Origin of the sequence: Kocuria sp. TGY1127_2 (assembly GCF_013394385.1) — a bacterium.
Taxonomy (GTDB): Bacteria; Actinomycetota; Actinomycetes; order Actinomycetales; family Micrococcaceae; genus Rothia.
The window spans coordinates 2,351,991-2,368,504 of sequence record NZ_AP022834.1; the positions used below are offsets into that span (position 1 = coordinate 2,351,991).

Genomic DNA, 16,514 nt, shown 5'->3' on the forward strand with positions numbered 1-16,514 from the left:
AAACCAAGATATGACCGAAGTTCAGGAATTCGATTACATCATCGTCGGGGGCGGCTCATCGGGTGCGGCGACCGCAGCCCGCTTGAGCGAGAAGAACCCGGAGGCCCAGGTCGCGCTGATCGAGGCCGGTCCGGACGACGAGGGCATCGATGAGGTTCTGGCGCTCAACCGGTGGATGGAGTTGCTCGAATCCGGCTACGACTGGGATTACCCGGTCGAGGAGCAGGAAAAGGGCAATTCTTTTATGCGAATGGCACGGGCCAAGGTGCTCGGCGGTTGCTCGTCGCACAACTCTTGCATCGCTTTTTGGGCCCCGGAAGAGGACCTCAACGAGTGGGAGGATAAGTTCGGTGCCAAAGGATGGGACGCAGAGAACGGGTTCCGCCTGTACAAACAGCTCGAGACGAACGAAGATGCCGGCAAGCCCGGCAATGAGCACCACGGCGACTCGGGCCCCGTTCACCTGATGAATGTCCCGCCCAAGGATCCCTGCGGCGTCGCACTCCTGGACGCGTGCGAACAGGCCGGGATTCCCCGGACCCAGTTCAACTCGGGCAAGACCGTGACCAACGGTGCAAATTTCTTCCAGATCAACCGCCGTGCGGACGGTACCCGTTCATCGTCGGCGGTGTCCTACATCCACCCGATCCGGGACCGGAAGAATTTCCACCTCATCACAGATACCCAAGTCAAGCGGGTCATTTTCGACGAGGACAAGCGGGCAGTCGGCGTCGAGGTCGTGGACAATGCCTTCGCCGTCGCCAAGACCATCCGTGCCCGCAAGGAGATCATTCTGTCCGCGGGTGCCGTGGATACGCCCAAGCTCCTGATGCTCTCGGGCATCGGTCCGGCCGAACATCTGCGTCAGGTCGGCATTGAGGTCCTCCAGGACTCGCCGGGTGTGGGCGAGAACCTTCAGGATCACCCAGAGGCCGTTATCCAGTGGGAAGCCAAGAAGCCGATGGTCACCGACTCGACGCAGTGGTGGGAAATCGGAATCTTCACGGAACTCGATGTGCCTTTCAAGGATGAGTTCCCCGGTCGGCCGAATTTCATGATGCATTACGGTTCGGTGAACTTCGACATGCACACTCTCCGGCAAGGCTACCCCACCGGAGACAATGTCTTCTGCCTGACCCCTAACGTGCCTCACGCTCGCTCGCGCGGAACCGTTCGTCTGCGTTCCTTGGATTTCAGGGACAAGCCGAAGTTCGACCCGAAGTACTTCACGGACGAGGAGGGCTACGACATGGCGATCATGGTTGCGGGCATCCGGAAGGCCCGTGAGATCGCGTCGCAGTCGGCCTTGGACGAGTGGCGTGGACGCGAACTCTTCCCCGGCGAAGACGTCCAGACCGACGAAGAGATCGCCGACTACGTCGCCAAGACCCACAACACGGTCTACCACCCCGTCGGGACCGTGCGCATGGGGGCCGACGACGACATCGACTCTCCCTTGGATCCTCGTCTTCGCGTCAAGGGCGTGCAGGGGTTGCGCGTGGCCGATGCATCGGTCATGCCGGAGATCGTGGCAGTCAATCCCAACATCACGTGCTTCATGATTGGTGAACGTGCCGCCGAATTGATCACGGAGGACAACGCCTAATCTTGTGATCCCTGCGAGGTGGCACTTTTGCCCGGCACATGCCGCATGCACGATGCGAATGTGCCGCCTCGCGAAATTCAGCCGCCCCGGTGCGCGTTACTCGTTTTGGTCGGGTCTCCGGGGCTGTATCTGGGGAAATTCCGCGGTCTCGGTCCGGGTCTGCGGCATCTGAATCGTGTCTATGGCTGACGTCTCCGGCGGCGCAGGAGCACGGTAACCGCGAAGCTGCGGAAACTTCGCGCTCAGTGCTCCGAGGCTCGCCGCACACGCAATCGAGCCGTAGACCAACGCCATACCCGGACCGGCCCACTGCCCCGCCGCACCCATCACTCCGGAGCCGATGCGCGGCCCGCCGGTCACGGTCACGATGAACAGGCCTTGCAGTCTTCCGCGCATATGGTCGGGGGCCGCGGTCTGCAGAATGGTAGACCGGTAAATACCGCCCACCGCGTCGGAGGCACCGGCGACCATGAGGCCCAGCAAGCACAGCACGAGGCCGGTCCAGGCGCCTGCGCTCCCCGGGGTCGTGCCGGTGGCTACCCACACGATCGCCAGCCCAGACCACAGCATCCCTACGGTCCATCCCGCATACGTCCACGTCAGCGCCGCACCCTGCCGGGTTACGGCGACCGCGCGGCCTGAAAGCAAGGTCCCCAGAAAAGCTCCGACCGTCATAGTTCCGGACAGCAGGCCGGCCACCGCCGCATTGCCGCCCACCACGGTGATGGCCATCGCGGGGAACAATGCCTGGGGAAACAGGAAAATCATTGCGCACAAGTCCAAGAGAAAAGTCATGGAGATCACCGGAGATCTGCGCACGAAGCGGAAACCTTCGAAGACCGCGGCGAATCCACGGGACGGCGCGGCGTCATCGTGATCAGGCCGCTGGGCGGGCAAACGGTACAGCGCCCACAGCCCCACGGTGAAAGTCACGACGTCGACGACGTATGTCCATCCGTATCCGACGGCCGCGACCAGGAAACCCCCGAGCATCGGCCCAAAGGTCATGGCAAGAGTATTGATGGACATGTTCAGCGCGTTGGCAGCCGGAAGCCGCTTCATCCCGACGACTTTCGGGATAATGGCTCCACGTGCGGATTGGTTGATCGGATGGAAGAAGGACTGGACGGCCACGAGTCCATAGAGCACCCCAACATTCTCCAGATGCAGAAACGCCTGGAGAGCGATCAATACGCTGACCAACCAGAGGGTCAGCGAAGCCGCGAGCGCGACCACGCGTCTGTCCATCGCATCCGCGATGACCCCGCCGTACATTCCGCCCACGATCAGCGGAAGCACCGCGACCAGCCCGACCGCACCGACGGCGAATGTCGACCCTGTGATGGCGAAAATCTCCAGGGACACAGCCATCGTGGTGACTTGGAAACCCAGGGTCGAAAAGGCAGAGCCCATCCACAACCGGCGGAAGTCCGGGTACTTCCTCAACGGGGTGAGGTCCATGAACAGCTTGGACATGGGAAGAGCCTAGCCGGGAATACCCTCGCCCGGTGAGCTGTTATGGCGATCAAGACAAGGCAATCTTTGAAAGGAATTTACGTTTTGAGCACATCACCGAATGTCACATTCAACGACGGCAACCAGATCCCCCAGTTGGGATATGGCGTATTCCAGGTCGAAGACGACGTCGCCGAAAAAGTAGTTCAGCAGGCCCTCGCCGCGGGCTACCGTCACATCGACACCGCGAAGATCTACGGGAACGAGGAAGGCGTGGGACGCGGTATTGCCGCATCCGACGTGAACGAGAAGGATATTTTCGTCACCACCAAGCTGTGGAACGACGATCAGGGATACGAGTCGACCTTCGAAGCCTTTGACCGTTCCGCGGAGCGCCTCGGCTTGGACAAACCGGTCGATCTCTACCTGATTCACTGGGCCCAGCCCGAGAACAAGCGGTACTTGGACACGTGGAAAGCTTTCATCAAGCTCCAGAAGCAAGGCAAAGTCAAGTCGATCGGCGTCTCCAACTTCCCTGAAGAGCAGTTGCGCGAGATCGTCGAGGAAACCGGAGTCACTCCGGCCATCCATCAGGTCGAGTTGCATCCCTTCTTCAATCAGGAGGACATACGCCGAGTCAACGCCGAGTTGGGCATCGCGACGGAAGCCTGGTCTCCCCTGGGCCAGGGCGGAGAGGTTCTCCAGGAGAAGGTCATCACCGACATCGCTGAAAAGCACGGTGTGACCGCGGGCCAGGTTGTCATCGCGTGGCATCTTGCTCTGGGCAATGTGGTCATCCCCAAGTCGGTCACGCCCGAACGTATCGTCGAGAACTTCAAGTCCCTCGACCTGAAGCTTACGGACGCGGAAATCCAGTCCATCAGCGGCCTCAGTCGTGAAGATGGTCGCATCGGTCACGATCCATCCGAGACCATGTAGCGAAGGTTCGCAGTGCGAGAACCGTCGGCGCCCCTTCCGCAAAGTCCGGAAGGGGCGCCTCTGTGTGTCGGCCGCGGAGTGTAAGCGTTCGCAGTATCAGGTAATATCGCGTTCGCTTCTTGGCAGCTCACGTCGAGGATGCATACGCTCATAAGGAAAGACGCAGTCAGCGGCAATGGGTCCGCTCCCGTCTTTCAGCCCGCCGCCCGGCGGATAATTCTCGGTGGGATGAAGGGATCATGGACGGTTCAGAATGCGAGGGATACGCGGAGTTCCTCGACGCTTTCAAACCTCTGGTCAATGAACTCGCCGACGCTGGTTGGACGCGCAGCGAATCCCGCCACCGTTTGGTGACGCTGTACCCGAAAATTCCGCGCCATTATCTGGACCGGGCCCTGTCCCAATACCCCCAGCGATTCGTGCATCCCGGCGAGGAGTCGCTCAACAGCACGTTGCTCGCCTCGGGTGTCTGGCTGGCCCTCAATCATCTACTCGACCTCGGCGAGGACCGCCGCTTCATTGCGGTTTCGGGCGACCCCGCGATCGTCCAGGATATTTCCCGGATCTTCGAGGCCGCCGGGGCTTCGGAGGAACAGACAGCTGCGCTTCTGGGCAAAGTCGGGGCAACGCTGTCTTTTCTGACCGAATTCCCGCAAACGTCGATCACCAGCACAGAGTATGAGGCCTTCCGCAATGAATTGCCCGGCGATCTCGTCGAGATGTCACGGTTGGTGCGGAGCAACTGGCCCGCGAGCGCTCGGTCGCTGAGTTCCCAATTCGGCGAAGGTTCGTGGTCACGTGCCCTTGTCTCGATCGGTTTGGCTCCCGGTAAGCGCTATGGTCCGGATGGCACGGACCGCGTCCCGGATTTCACGCAGGACCGGTTTCGGAGTGCCATCGCTGACTTCCTCACGTATTGCATCCGGAACAATCGCAAACCGTTGGCGTTGCTTTACGGTCGGTGGTCTTCCGACGTCGCCCGGCACACGACGCCCCGACCCACTCTGGCGACTCTGCGCAATCGTTTCGGGTCGTGGCACAAGGCTTTGGTTCATGGCCGTCGGCTCATCAATGAGGAGGCTCCCGGTCGGTGCGATCCGCGATACGAGGAGAATTGGGTGGGCCCCTGGGGCAACGGTCAGTCCACCTCAGGAGCGCAAGGGCCAGGTTCATGGTCGCCTCAGCATTGGATTGACCGGGGCATTGGCGTCGTCGAACACATAGGCGGTGAGGCCACCGGTGACGAGACGGCCTGGCGCAGCCTGATCGAAGAAATAGGCCAGGCAATCAAGGAACTGCCGTGGAAGCATTTCCTCACTGTCGACTACGACACCGGCAATACGGGAGGTGACTCACCCTACGCACAGGCATTTACCGGTCCGGGTGGGGTCTCGGTTTCCCTGGTTTCGGAGCAGTTCCTCCCGGCGATCATGTGGCCCCTGGACGAGGAATACCTGAAAGAAGCAGGTTGGACGCCACCGAATCCGGATCAGTGGCACTGGGAGCAGTCCCAACTCTCGTTGAATGACGCGGCCGGGATCCTGGTGGACGCGCTCCGCTACGGCAGGGGCTGTTCCGATCCATACCGATTCCGGTGGGGGTCGGGAGCCATCTACGAGTTGGGCCGGTCTGCCACGGCCCCGACTCTTTAGGGCCTCACCACACTCACGCTGAGCAGGAGATGATTCTTGGTGTCTTCGACGCCGCCAACAGGTCCGATCGACAACGAGTGGTTGGGCTATACACGCGGCACCCCAGAATTCACGAGAATGCTCGTAGCAATGTTCTGTGCGGGCGTGGCGACTTTCGCTCCCCTGTATTCGCCGCAGGCCGTTTTGCCGTCCATTGCCTCGGATCTGAATCGTGATGTCGCATCCGTTGCCCTCATAGTTTCTGCGGCCACGCTTGGTCTTGCTCTCTTCGCGTTGCCTTGGACTTACGTTGCCGATCGGTGGGGTAAGAACCGCACCATGGCGATCGCGATCATCACCGCAACACTCTTGGGCCTGCTGATCCCTTGGGTACCTCACTTCGAGATGCTGCTGTTCTTCCGGTTCGTGCAGGGCGCCGCCTTGGCCGGGCTCGCGGGGGTCGCCGTCGCGTTCATCACCGAGGAGACCCAACCGCTCCATGCGGGTGCCGCGACCGGGTTGTACGTTGCCGGAACCACGATCGGGGGGCTCGCCGGTCGCCTTATCTCGGGTCCCGTCGCACAGTTCACGGGTAACTGGCGCATCGCCATCATGTCCGTGGCGGTTCTGGCGACGGCCGCCGCCGTCGCGTTCCTCATCCTGCTGCCCAAGGCCCGACGATTCACACCCGTGCCCGCATCGGGTGCTATCCGCACAACCCTCGAGCGCATCGGCCGGCACCTCAGGAACCCCGGCATGGTCAGCCTTTTTCTGTTGGCTTTTACTCTCATGGGCGCGTTCGTGACGGTGTACAACTACGTCGGGTTCAAACTGGAGCTGCCACCGTATTCGCTTTCCGAGGTAGCGATCTCGTTACTTTTCTTGGCGTATCTTTCGGGGACCTTCACCTCGAGCATCGCGGGTCGACTTGCCGCGCGGTTCGGTCGGCTCACCACGATTCTGGTGTCAATGTTCGTCATGATTGCAGGAGTTCTGCTGACCACGACCGGGCCCCTCATCCTCGTCGTGATTGGACTGGTCCTGCTGACAATGGGATTCTTCGCGGCACACTCCGCGGCCTCCGCGTGGACCGGCTTGCTCGCGGGGGACGGTAAGGCCCAAGGCACCGCGATGTACAACCTTTTCTACTACGCCGGTTCGGCAGTCGTGGGTTGGGCAGGAGGGTTCTTCTACATTGCGGGCGGCTGGAGACTGACGGGTTGGTTCTGCATCGCGGTTGTGGCCTTCGGCGCATTATTCTCCGGGGTCGTGCTTCGCGGCCAGAAAACGGCTAAGGTGGAGCGCATCGAAGGGGAGTAGTTCCCAACGGCGCTTTGAGGCGCCAAAGAGGATTGTCGACACGCTGGAGAGCATTCTCCCGGCAATCCACCCATCGCATCGCAGAGGCCCCGGCCTTGCGGAATGATGCTATGGGCGAGCGAGACCTTCGGCCCCATGACCCATCCAGGGATCAACAAACTAGGGCCGAAGTCTCCGCGATATTTCCTCGTGGTGCGCGGCCCGGAGGAGACACCCCCTATGAGCCAAGAGCCGATGAACCCCCATCCCGCCGGCCACGATTCATCCAGTTCCCGCTACCCCGATTCCCCCGGCGCCGCCCAAGAGTCGGTGAGTCCCGAGTCCATCACCGCATCCCAGCGACGCCGTTGGCGTCGGTACCTTGCCGACGAGATTTCTGAAGCCAAGGTGTACCACTACTTGGCGGAACGCACCGAGGGGCGCGACTGCGAAATTTTGTCCGAAATGGCCGACGCCGAAAAACGGCACCAAGAGCATTGGCGGGATCTTCTCGGTCCTCGCGCGTACCCCGAGCCGCGCCCGTCTGCCTCGTCCCTTGCGCTCCAGTTCATGGCAAAGCATTTCGGGTCCGTTTTCGTCCTGGCGTTGGCACAACGAGCCGAAGGCCGTTCACCTTACGACGAGGATCCGGACGCGCCCGACTCGATGGCCGCGGACGAGGCAGTTCACGAGGAGGTCGTACGGGCCCTGGCAACCAACGGCCGTGAGAAGCTCTCCGGCAACTTTCGGGCCGCGGTATTCGGCGCCAATGACGGGCTGGTATCCAACGTCGCCCTCATCATGGGTATCGGAGCTTCTGGAGCGAGCCCGCACATGGTCCTGCTCAGCGGTGTGGCGGGCCTTCTGGCGGGCGCCTTGAGCATGGGGGCGGGCGAATTCGTCTCGGTGCGATCCCAACGGGAGCTTCTGGACGCCTCTCGCCCGACCCAGGTCACCCTGGATGTGGCCCCTGACCTGGACATCGACCGCAACGAGCTCGAACTCATTTACCGGGCGCGCGGCATGAACCAAGAAGCCGCTCGGCACCGGGCCATGGAGAGGTTCGGGTACTTCGAGTGCGATTGCGACCCCTCCTTCTCTCATCGACCTGAGGCAGAGCTGAAAGAGGAGTCCGCGGAAAATGTCGCTCTGGGCACGGACCTCGGGGCGGCGGCGTCGAGCTTCTGTTTCTTCGCTTCGGGCGCGATCATTCCGATCCTGCCCTATATCTTCGGCGTCTCCGGATTTCCGGGCATGGTCATTTCGCTATTGCTCGTGGGCATCGCGCTCATGGGGACCGGCGCTGTGGTGGGGCTGTTGTCCGGAGCATCCCCGCTCAGGCGCGGATTCCGCCAGCTTCTGATCGGATACGGGGCCGCAGCAGCGACCTATGTTCTGGGGTTGCTGTTCGGCACATCCGTCGGTGGCTAGTGCTGCCGGTGCACGTTGCCTCAGGCTGTGGCACGCCGTCCGTCGGCCGGTCAGGTGCCGCAGTAGGTGACGTAGCGTCCTTGATCAGCCGGGGCAGGCTCGGCGTACCGTTCATAGCCTGGCCTATCGACGAACGGATGGGTCACGACGTCGAGCAGATCGCTGAACGGCCCGATATCCCCGTCGTTCGCGGCAGACAGCGCTTCCTCGACGAGATGGTTTCGAGGTATGTACACCGGATTGGTCCGATCCATGGCCTCGGGGTTCGGCCGGAGCCGGCTCCAACGGATAAACCACGCGTCGAAGCGCGGATCCTCGATGCGCTCTCGAAGCGCATCTGATGAGTCCTCGCTCCGGAGGGCGTCGGAGAGAGACCGGAACGTGCTGGTGAAATCCAGGCCGGATTCCGACATGAGGTCCAAGAGCTCATTCGCAAGCTCGCGGACCGTCGACTCGTCTGTCTCGGCCCCCTCGTGATCGGCCGAAGCGCCTTCGAGTCCCAGCTTGCGTGCCATCGCCCGTGTCCATGCGGACTCGTAGAGGGGTGCGAAGGTTTGGAGGGCTTCTGTCGCGACTCGGACGGCTTCGTTGGGGTCATCGTCGAGGACCGGCAGCAACGCTTCGCCGAGGCGCGCGAGATTCCATTCGGCGATGCCCGGCTGGTTGCCGTAACGGTAACGTCCGCCCGAATCGATCGAGCTGAAAACGGTCGCGGGCGAGTATGCATCCATGAAAGCGCAGGGGCCGTAGTCGATCGTCTCCCCGGAAATCGTCATATTGTCGGTGTTCATGACGCCGTGGACGAAGCCGACAGCCATCCACTGGGCAATCAGCTCGGCCTGAACGGCGATCACGCGCTGATACAAGTCCAGGCCCGGGTTGTCGGGTTGTTCCTGACTTTCTGCACCGTGGCGTTCGCGGGCGACGTCGACCAGTCGCCTGACCAGATCAAAGTTCCCGAGACTCTGCGCGGCGTATTGGAATGTGCCCACGCGCAGATGACTGCTCGCGACTCGCGCCAGAACGGCTCCGGGAAGGATCCGCTCGCGAAGGACGTCCTGGCCCGTCGTGGTCACGGCCAGGGCACGAGTCGTGGGGATCCCTAGGGCGTACATGGCTTCGCTCACGAGGTATTCGCGAAGCATCGGGCCTAGGACGGCTTTCCCATCAGCGTTGCCTCGAGCGAACGGCGTTCGCCCGGACCCTTTGAGGTGCAGATCCCGCAGTCTGCCGTCCGAAGCAGTGATCTCACCGAGAAGAAGCGCTCTGCCGTCCCCGAGCCGCGGCGCGTAGGAACCGAATTGATGGCCCGCGTATCCTTGGGCCACTGGCGTGGAATCTTCGGAAGGTGCTGCACCTGTCAGGAAACGAAGTCCCTCCGGGCTCCGGAGGTACTCCGGATCGAGGCCGAGAAAATCCGCCAAGTCCTCGTTCAGCACAATGTGACCGGCGTCTTCGGGCTCATCTGCCTTCCATTCGACGGACAGCTCGGGAAATGCTTCGGCGAACAAGGACTGCATACGGCTCCTTCGACGGTTGTCTGTTCAGTAGAACACTGCTCACTTCGTGTTATTCCCGTGAGCGTGCGCCTACGCAAAACCGCCCGGACCTGATGGTCCGGGCGGTTGGGCGAAACTCGGTCGAGTTTACTTGTTCGCGAAGATCTCGCGCATGAGCTGAGCAGACTCGGAAGGAGTCTTGCCGACCTTCACGCCGGCGGCCTCGAGGGCCTCCTTCTTGGCCTCGGCCGTGCCGGAGGAGCCGGAGACGATGGCGCCTGCGTGGCCCATGGTCTTGCCCTCGGGAGCGGTAAAGCCCGCGACGTAGCCGACGACCGGCTTGGTGACGTGGTCCTTGATGTAATCCGCGGCGCGCTCCTCGGCGTCTCCGCCGATCTCACCGATCATCACAATCGCCTCGGTCTCGGGATCCGCTTCGAAGGCCTCGAGGGCATCGATGTGCGTCGTGCCAATAACGGGGTCACCGCCGATTCCGATCGCGGTCGAGAACCCGATGTCACGCAGCTCGAACATCATCTGGTACGTCAAGGTTCCGGACTTGGAGACCAAGCCGATCTTGCCCGTGCCGGTGATGTTCGCGGGGGTGATGCCCACGAGCGACTCGCCGGGGGTAATGATGCCCGGGCAGTTGGGCCCGATGATCCGCGTCTTGGGCTTGCCGTCCGCGCCCGTGCTGGCCTTGGCATGTGCCCAGAACTCGGCCGAGTCCTGGACCGGGATGCCTTCGGTGATGACGACGACGAGGGGCACCTCGGCGTCGATGGCCTCGATCACGGCGTCCTTGGTGAATGCCGGCGGGACGAAGACGATCGACACATTGGCGCCGGTCTCCTTGACGGCCTCGTCAACGGTTCCGAAGACGGGCAGATCGACGTCGGAGCCGTCCTGGGCCTTGTGGGACACCGTGGTGCCGGCTTTGCGTGCATTCACGCCACCGACAACCTGGGTACCCGCGGCCAGCATGCGCGCGGTGTGCTTGGTTCCCTCGCCGCCGGTGATGCCCTGAACGATGACCTTGGAGTCCTTGTTCAAAAAGATAGACATGTTTTCCTTACAAATCTTGAGATGTATCGGCGGGTTCTTAGGAAGCCTGATGCGCGAGCTCGGCGGCTTTGTCTGCACCGGAGTCCATGGTTTCTGCCTGGGTTACCAACGGGTGGTTGGCCTCATTCAGAATCCGGCGGCCCTCTTCGACGTTGTTGCCGTCGAGGCGGACAACGAGCGGCTTAGTTGCCGTGTCTCCGAGGATCTCCAGGGCCTTGACGATGCCCGTGGCCACGGCGTCACATGCCGTGATTCCGCCGAAGACGTTGACGAAAACCGATTTGACCTGGTCATCGCCGAGGATGACGTCGAGACCGTTGGCCATGACCTCAGCAGAGGCGCCACCACCGATGTCAAGGAAGTTGGCAGGCTTGACGTTACCGTGCTTTTCGCCGGCATAGGCCACCACGTCGAGCGTGGACATGACGAGACCCGCGCCGTTGCCGATGATTCCGACCTCACCGTCGAGCTTGACGTAGTTGAGGTCGTTTTCCTTTGCCTTGGCCTCCAGCGGATCGGTCGAGGACTTGTCCTCGAGACCTGCGTGGTCCTCGTGACGGAACTCGGCATTGTCATCCAGGGACACCTTGCCGTCGAGCGCAAGGATGTCGCCTTCGCCGGTCTTGACCAGCGGGTTGACCTCAACCAGGGTCGCGTCTTCCTTGTCGAAGACCTCTCCCAGCTTGACCAGCACGTGAGCGACCTTGGAACGGAGCTCCTCGGGGAAGCCTGCGGCAGCGACAATTTCTTCCGCTTTGGCCTGGTTCAGCCCGTCGGCCGGGTTGACCTCGACGCGGGCCAATGCCTCTGGGCGCTCCTCTGCGAGCTGCTCGATTTCCATGCCGCCTTCTACGGAGCACATGGCCAGGTAGGAGCGGTTGGCACGGTCAAGAAGAACCGAGAAGTAGTATTCCTCGGCGATGTCCGCACCCTGCGCGATCATCACGCGGTTGACGGTGTGACCCTTGATGTCCATGCCCAGAATCTGGGAAGCGTATTCGTAAGCTTCGTCGGCCGACTTGGCGACCTTGACGCCGCCGGCCTTGCCGCGACCGCCCACCTTGACCTGCGCCTTGACGACGGTCACGCCACCGATCTTCTCAGCGGCAGCTTTTGCTTCTTCGGGAGTTTCGGCAACGATCCCTTGAAGTACGGGTACACCGTGCTTCTCGAAGAGATCGCGTGCCTGGAATTCAAACAGGTCCACGGATATGTGTCCTTCTTCGTCGAAGTCGTGCCGGGTGAACCGTCCAGCCCATCCGGCTTGATTGTCGTGGAGCGCCCTCATCCGCCGTGACCCATCGATCATCGCGGGAGACAGACGCTCCCCTGAGGCGACTTTAGCTCAGAAGGTGGTAGGCACCCTAACTAGAAAGGCCGTGTTTCACCGCGAAACAGTGGTCCCTGAGTCACAATTCACGCAATCTTTTCTTCGGCGGGTTCAACCGGATCGCCGAATTCGAGAGATGAGTCGGAGCGGTCTTTCGACCATACGACGGCGCCCAGGGCGAGAAGGGCCGCGCCCATCAGCAAATACGCCGGCCACATGGTGTTACCGGTCTTGTCGATCAGCCAGGTGTTGACGGCACTCATCGGTCCCCCGAAGAGCGCGTTGCCGATGTTGAAGACCAGGGCGAATCCGCTGAAACGCGCGGCGGTGGGGAACAATTCTGAAACGGCCGACGGCAATGCGCCGTCGTTGAGGGACAGAAATGCGCCCATGACCACCAGGGCGGAGACGGCCAGCCAATAGTGCCCCGTGCCCATGACCGCGAAGGCTGGGATCGAAAGGAAGATGAACAATGTAGAAGCGAGGATCAGCGTGCGCCTTCTGCCTATCCGGTCGGCTATGGATCCCGTAAGGAAGATGAACGCGATGTAGGTAACCAGGGACAACGTCGTCGCCAGTTGAGAGGCCGTCGCGTCGTAGCCCAGGTTCTCGGCCAGATACGTCGGCATGAAAGTCAGCACCACGTAGAAGCCGACGGCATTCAGCAGGACGATTCCGAGCCCCTGGACCAGCTGCTTCGGGGCGTGGGTGACCAATTCGACCAGGGGCGGCGTGGGCTTCTGGCCCCGCTTGACGATCTCCATTTGGTTGGTGTTGTGCTTGACGAATGCCGGAGTGTCTTCTATTTTTCGCCGAATGTACAGGCCGATCAGGCCGAGAGGCGCAGCTATGAGGAACGGCAGTCGCCAACCCCACGCGTTCATGGCGGTCTCGTCCAACAATCCGTACAACAGTGTCGCTGCGAGCGAGCCCAGGAGCAGACCCGACGCCGTCGAAGCCGGAACCACCGACGCGTATCGTCCTCGTTTACCTTGGGGTGCGAATTCGCTCAGGAGAGCGGAAGCGCCGGCGTATTCGCCGGATGCGGAAAAGCCCTGGACCAATCGGAGAACGAGCAAAATGATCGGAGCGGCGATTCCTATAGAGGATGCGCCCGGCATGCACCCGATGAGGAAAGTTGCGCTGGTCATGAGAAGGATCGACCACGCAAGGGTTTTGGTTCGCCCGAAGCGGTCTCCCCAATGGCCCCAGAAGAAAGCCCCCACGGGTCGGATCAAGAACGCCACGGCAAAAAGCCCGAAGGCCAAGAATGTGGAATTTTCGGCGTTTCCGGGAAAGAACTCGGCACCGATCGTAACGGCCAAATAGCTGTAGGCGCCGTAGTCGAACCACTCGACAAAATTTCCGAGGAAACTGGAAACGACGGCTTTTCGCCTCTGACTGTCGTCCGGGTCCGTTGCGTCGAGTTGACGATGCGCCGTGTTTTCGGAAGACCGGCTGTCAGATGAGGAGGTCATAAATGCCCTTCAAAGATGTGGTTTCCACAACACCCTACCGGCATTTTTCCAGGTCAGCAGGTCGTGTGCCCACGCCCTTACGTCATCCTCGGAGCTGGGGTGCTGTTCCTCGTCATCTTTGAATCGTCCGGCGAGACGGCTACTGCTCGACCTTCTTCAACGGCGCGTAGCGAAGGAGCAGCCGCTTTTCCTCGTTGGCGAATCGAACCTTGGCCACCGTTTTGTCGCCTCCGCCTTCCAATGCGATGACGCGGCCCGTGCCGAATGTCTTGTGCTCGACGGTGTCCCCGATGGCCAGGGAGGGAATTTCCTTCGACTGATTGATGCGAGATGCCTTGGTTGCACGCGTGCCCAAGTTCGGCGACCCTTCGATTCCGCCGGAATATCCGGCGTCGTGACTTGCAGGTGCCGGACGCTGGGTAGGACCGGTACCACGTCCACCCCATGCCCCGGATCCACTCCAGGTTCCGTGGTCGCGTCGACCCGGACCGCCCCCGAATGCGCCGGAACCGTATACAGGCGAACCGAATCCTCCCGCGGAGAATCCCGAAGCCGCCCCGAGTCGTTTCCAATCAATTAGGTGCTCCGGAATCTCCTCCAGGAACGGGGACGGCGGGTTGAATTGCCCCTGGCCCCACATGGAACGCGATTCAGCTCGAGTCAGGTAGAGCCTCTCCATCGCGCGGGTCAGCCCCACATATGCGATGCGGCGTTCCTCACTCATCTCGTTTTCATCGGCCAGTGCCCGCTGATGCGGGAAAATCCCGTGCTCCATGCCCGTTAGGAAAACGACCGGGAACTCGAGTCCTTTGGCAGTGTGCAGGGTCATCAGGGTCACGACGCCCTGTTCGCGAGCCTCAGCAACCTCCCGCGCGACCTGGGCAGCCGAGACGCCACCTTCCTCTTCGTCGCCCTGTTTCGGTCGATTCGGGATCTGGTCCGCGTCGGCCACCAGCGAGACGTGCTCCAGGAATTCGGTCAGCCCCCCCTCCGGGTTGTCTCTTTCGAATTCGCGGACCACCGCCACGAGCTCGGCGAGGTTTTCCACCCGCGATTCATCCTGCGGATCGTCCGAGGTCCGGAGCGCCTCCAAATATCCGGACTGTTCCAAAACGGCCTCGAGACAGGTCGCGGCCGACTCCGTGGAAGCGATCTGCTCGAGATCGTCCATCAGAGTCACGAACGCACCGATCTTCTTGGCACCGGCTGCGGCCAGGCCGGGAGCTTCCTCGGCATTACGGGCCGCGGCCATGAATGAAGTCCGGTTCCTGGACGCGAGGTTTGCGATCGCGCCTTCGGACCGCGCGCCGATTCCACGCTTCGGCTCGTTGAGGATGCGACGAACGCTGATGTCGTCATCCGGATTCATGAGAGCGCGCAGGTACGAGAGCGCATCCTTGATCTCTTTGCGCTCGTAGAACCGTGTCCCACCCACCACGCGATATGGAAGACCAACTCGCATCAAGATCTCTTCCACCGAGCGCGACTGCGCATTGGTCCGGTAGAACACGGCGACGTCGCCCGGAGCGACTCCCTCTTCATCCCGAAGTCGGTCGATTTCCTCGGCGATGAACCGTGCCTCGGCGTGTTCGTTCTCAGCGACGTAACCCGTGATGAGAGCGCCATCTCCGGAGGCAGTCCACAGTTTCTTGTCACGGCGGTTGGGATTGCGTTCAATCACCGAGTTTGCCGCGCTCAGAATGTTCTGCGTGGACCGGTAATTCTGTTCCAACAGGATAGTGCGCGCCGAGGGGTAATCCCGTTCGAAGTCGGTGATGTTCCGGATATCGGCCCCACGGAACGCATAAATGGACTGGTCGGAATCACCTACAACCGTCAATTCGGCCGGTTCGGCTCCTTGGGGATACGGCGTCGCTTGATCCTGAGAGGAATTTCGAGCGGCATCGTGACCGGTAAGTTCTCGGACGAGCGCGTACTGGGCATGGTTGGTGTCTTGGTACTCGTCAACCAGAATGTGGCGGAACCGGCGTCGATAATACTCGGCGACTTGGGGAAAGGCGCGGAACATGAAGACCGTTTCCGCAATGAGGTCGTCGAAATCCATCGCATTCGCCGCACGCAACCGACGGGTGTATTCGCTGTACACCCGAGCAACATTCGATTCCCACGGGTCAGTGCTGGAGGCGGAAGAAGCATTTTGCTCGGCATCGATCAGCTCGTTCTTGAGCGCCGAGATCCGGTGTTGCAGAGCCTTGGGAGCGAACTTCTTGGAGTCGAGTTCGAATTCCTTGGCGATCAAAGTCACCAGCCGCAGGGAGTCCGCGGCATCATAGATCGAAAACGAGGATTTCATCCCCAGCGTGCCCGCCTCGCGGCGCAGAACACGGACACAGAAACTGTGGAAGGTCGAAATCCACATCTTTTCGGCACGTGGTCCCACCAATTCGACGACGCGCTCGCGCATCTCTGCCGCGGCCTTGTTCGTGAAAGTGATCGCCAAGATCTCGCCCTGATGCGCGCGACCCGTTGCGAGCAGATAAGCGATGCGATGCGTCAGAACACGGGTTTTGCCGGATCCGGCCCCGGCGACAATCAACAAGGGCGAACCCGAGTGTGTCACCGCCGCAGCCTGATGCTCGTTGAGACCCTCAACCAATGACTGAGGATCACGAGTTCCGGCTCCCGGTCCAGTGGACGAGGAGCTCTCGGGCGTAAAAAAGGAAGAGTCGCGCAGAAAATCCATACCGAGAACCAGTCTAGGCGAACATAGTTTCGATTGGCTCCCCCGTCCACGCCCGCAAGGTCCATAATTGGACTATG

Annotated in this window: 11 protein-coding genes; 5 read left to right on the forward strand and 6 right to left on the reverse strand. The window is 61.4% G+C overall.

From position 1 onward, the window contains the following. Window positions 1–10: 10 nt before the first annotated feature. Window positions 11–1,606, forward strand: a complete 1,596-nt coding sequence (locus sake_RS10545) for a GMC family oxidoreductase (RefSeq protein ID WP_129360779.1) — start codon at window positions 11–13, stop codon at window positions 1,604–1,606. 96 nt (window positions 1,607–1,702) lie between these two features. On the opposite strand, the gene sake_RS10550 is transcribed toward sake_RS10545, so the two are convergent. Next, the gene (locus tag sake_RS10550) at window positions 1,703–3,082 is read right to left on the reverse strand and encodes an MFS transporter (protein ID WP_178946007.1); all 1,380 of its coding nucleotides are present in this window, start codon (window positions 3,080–3,082) and stop codon (window positions 1,703–1,705) included. An 84-nt stretch (window positions 3,083–3,166) separates the two neighbouring features. Between sake_RS10550 and sake_RS10555 the strand changes: the two genes are divergently transcribed. The 4 genes from sake_RS10555 (at window position 3,167) to sake_RS10570 (ending at window position 8,361) form a co-directional block, all read left to right on the forward strand. Beyond that, window positions 3,167–4,000, forward strand: a complete 834-nt coding sequence (locus tag sake_RS10555) for an aldo/keto reductase (protein WP_243155684.1) — start codon at window positions 3,167–3,169, stop codon at window positions 3,998–4,000. Between the two features lie 239 nt (window positions 4,001–4,239). Further along, complete coding sequence (locus sake_RS10560) at window positions 4,240–5,652, forward strand: hypothetical protein (RefSeq protein ID WP_129360782.1); 1,413 nt, start codon at window positions 4,240–4,242, stop codon at window positions 5,650–5,652. Window positions 5,653–5,691: 39 nt separating this feature from the next. Further along, a complete protein-coding gene (locus sake_RS10565) occupies window positions 5,692–6,951 on the forward strand; it encodes an MFS transporter (protein WP_129360783.1) in 1,260 nt (419 codons plus the stop codon). Between the two features lie 219 nt (window positions 6,952–7,170). Next, entirely contained in the window at window positions 7,171–8,361 is a 1,191-nt protein-coding gene (locus tag sake_RS10570) for a VIT1/CCC1 transporter family protein (RefSeq protein WP_238147724.1), read from the forward strand. Window positions 8,362–8,411: 50 nt separating this feature from the next. On the opposite strand, the gene sake_RS10575 is transcribed toward sake_RS10570, so the two are convergent. From sake_RS10575 to sake_RS10595, 5 genes are all read right to left on the reverse strand, one after another. Then, window positions 8,412–9,881, reverse strand: a complete 1,470-nt coding sequence (locus tag sake_RS10575; RefSeq protein ID WP_178946009.1) for a YdiU family protein — start codon at window positions 9,879–9,881, stop codon at window positions 8,412–8,414. A 126-nt stretch (window positions 9,882–10,007) separates the two neighbouring features. After that, window positions 10,008–10,925, reverse strand: a complete 918-nt coding sequence (gene sucD, locus sake_RS10580; protein WP_129360785.1) for a succinate--CoA ligase subunit alpha — start codon at window positions 10,923–10,925, stop codon at window positions 10,008–10,010. A 37-nt stretch (window positions 10,926–10,962) separates the two neighbouring features. After that, entirely contained in the window at window positions 10,963–12,132 is a 1,170-nt protein-coding gene (gene sucC / locus sake_RS10585; RefSeq protein WP_129360786.1) for an ADP-forming succinate--CoA ligase subunit beta, read from the reverse strand. A gap of 209 nt (window positions 12,133–12,341) precedes the next feature. Next, a complete protein-coding gene (locus tag sake_RS10590) occupies window positions 12,342–13,733 on the reverse strand; it encodes an MFS transporter (protein WP_129360787.1) in 1,392 nt (463 codons plus the stop codon). A gap of 139 nt (window positions 13,734–13,872) precedes the next feature. Further along, window positions 13,873–16,437: a UvrD-helicase domain-containing protein gene (locus sake_RS10595; RefSeq protein ID WP_178946010.1), complete on the reverse strand. Its 2,565-nt coding sequence runs from the start codon at window positions 16,435–16,437 to the stop codon at window positions 13,873–13,875. Between the last annotated feature and the right edge of the window lie 77 nt (window positions 16,438–16,514).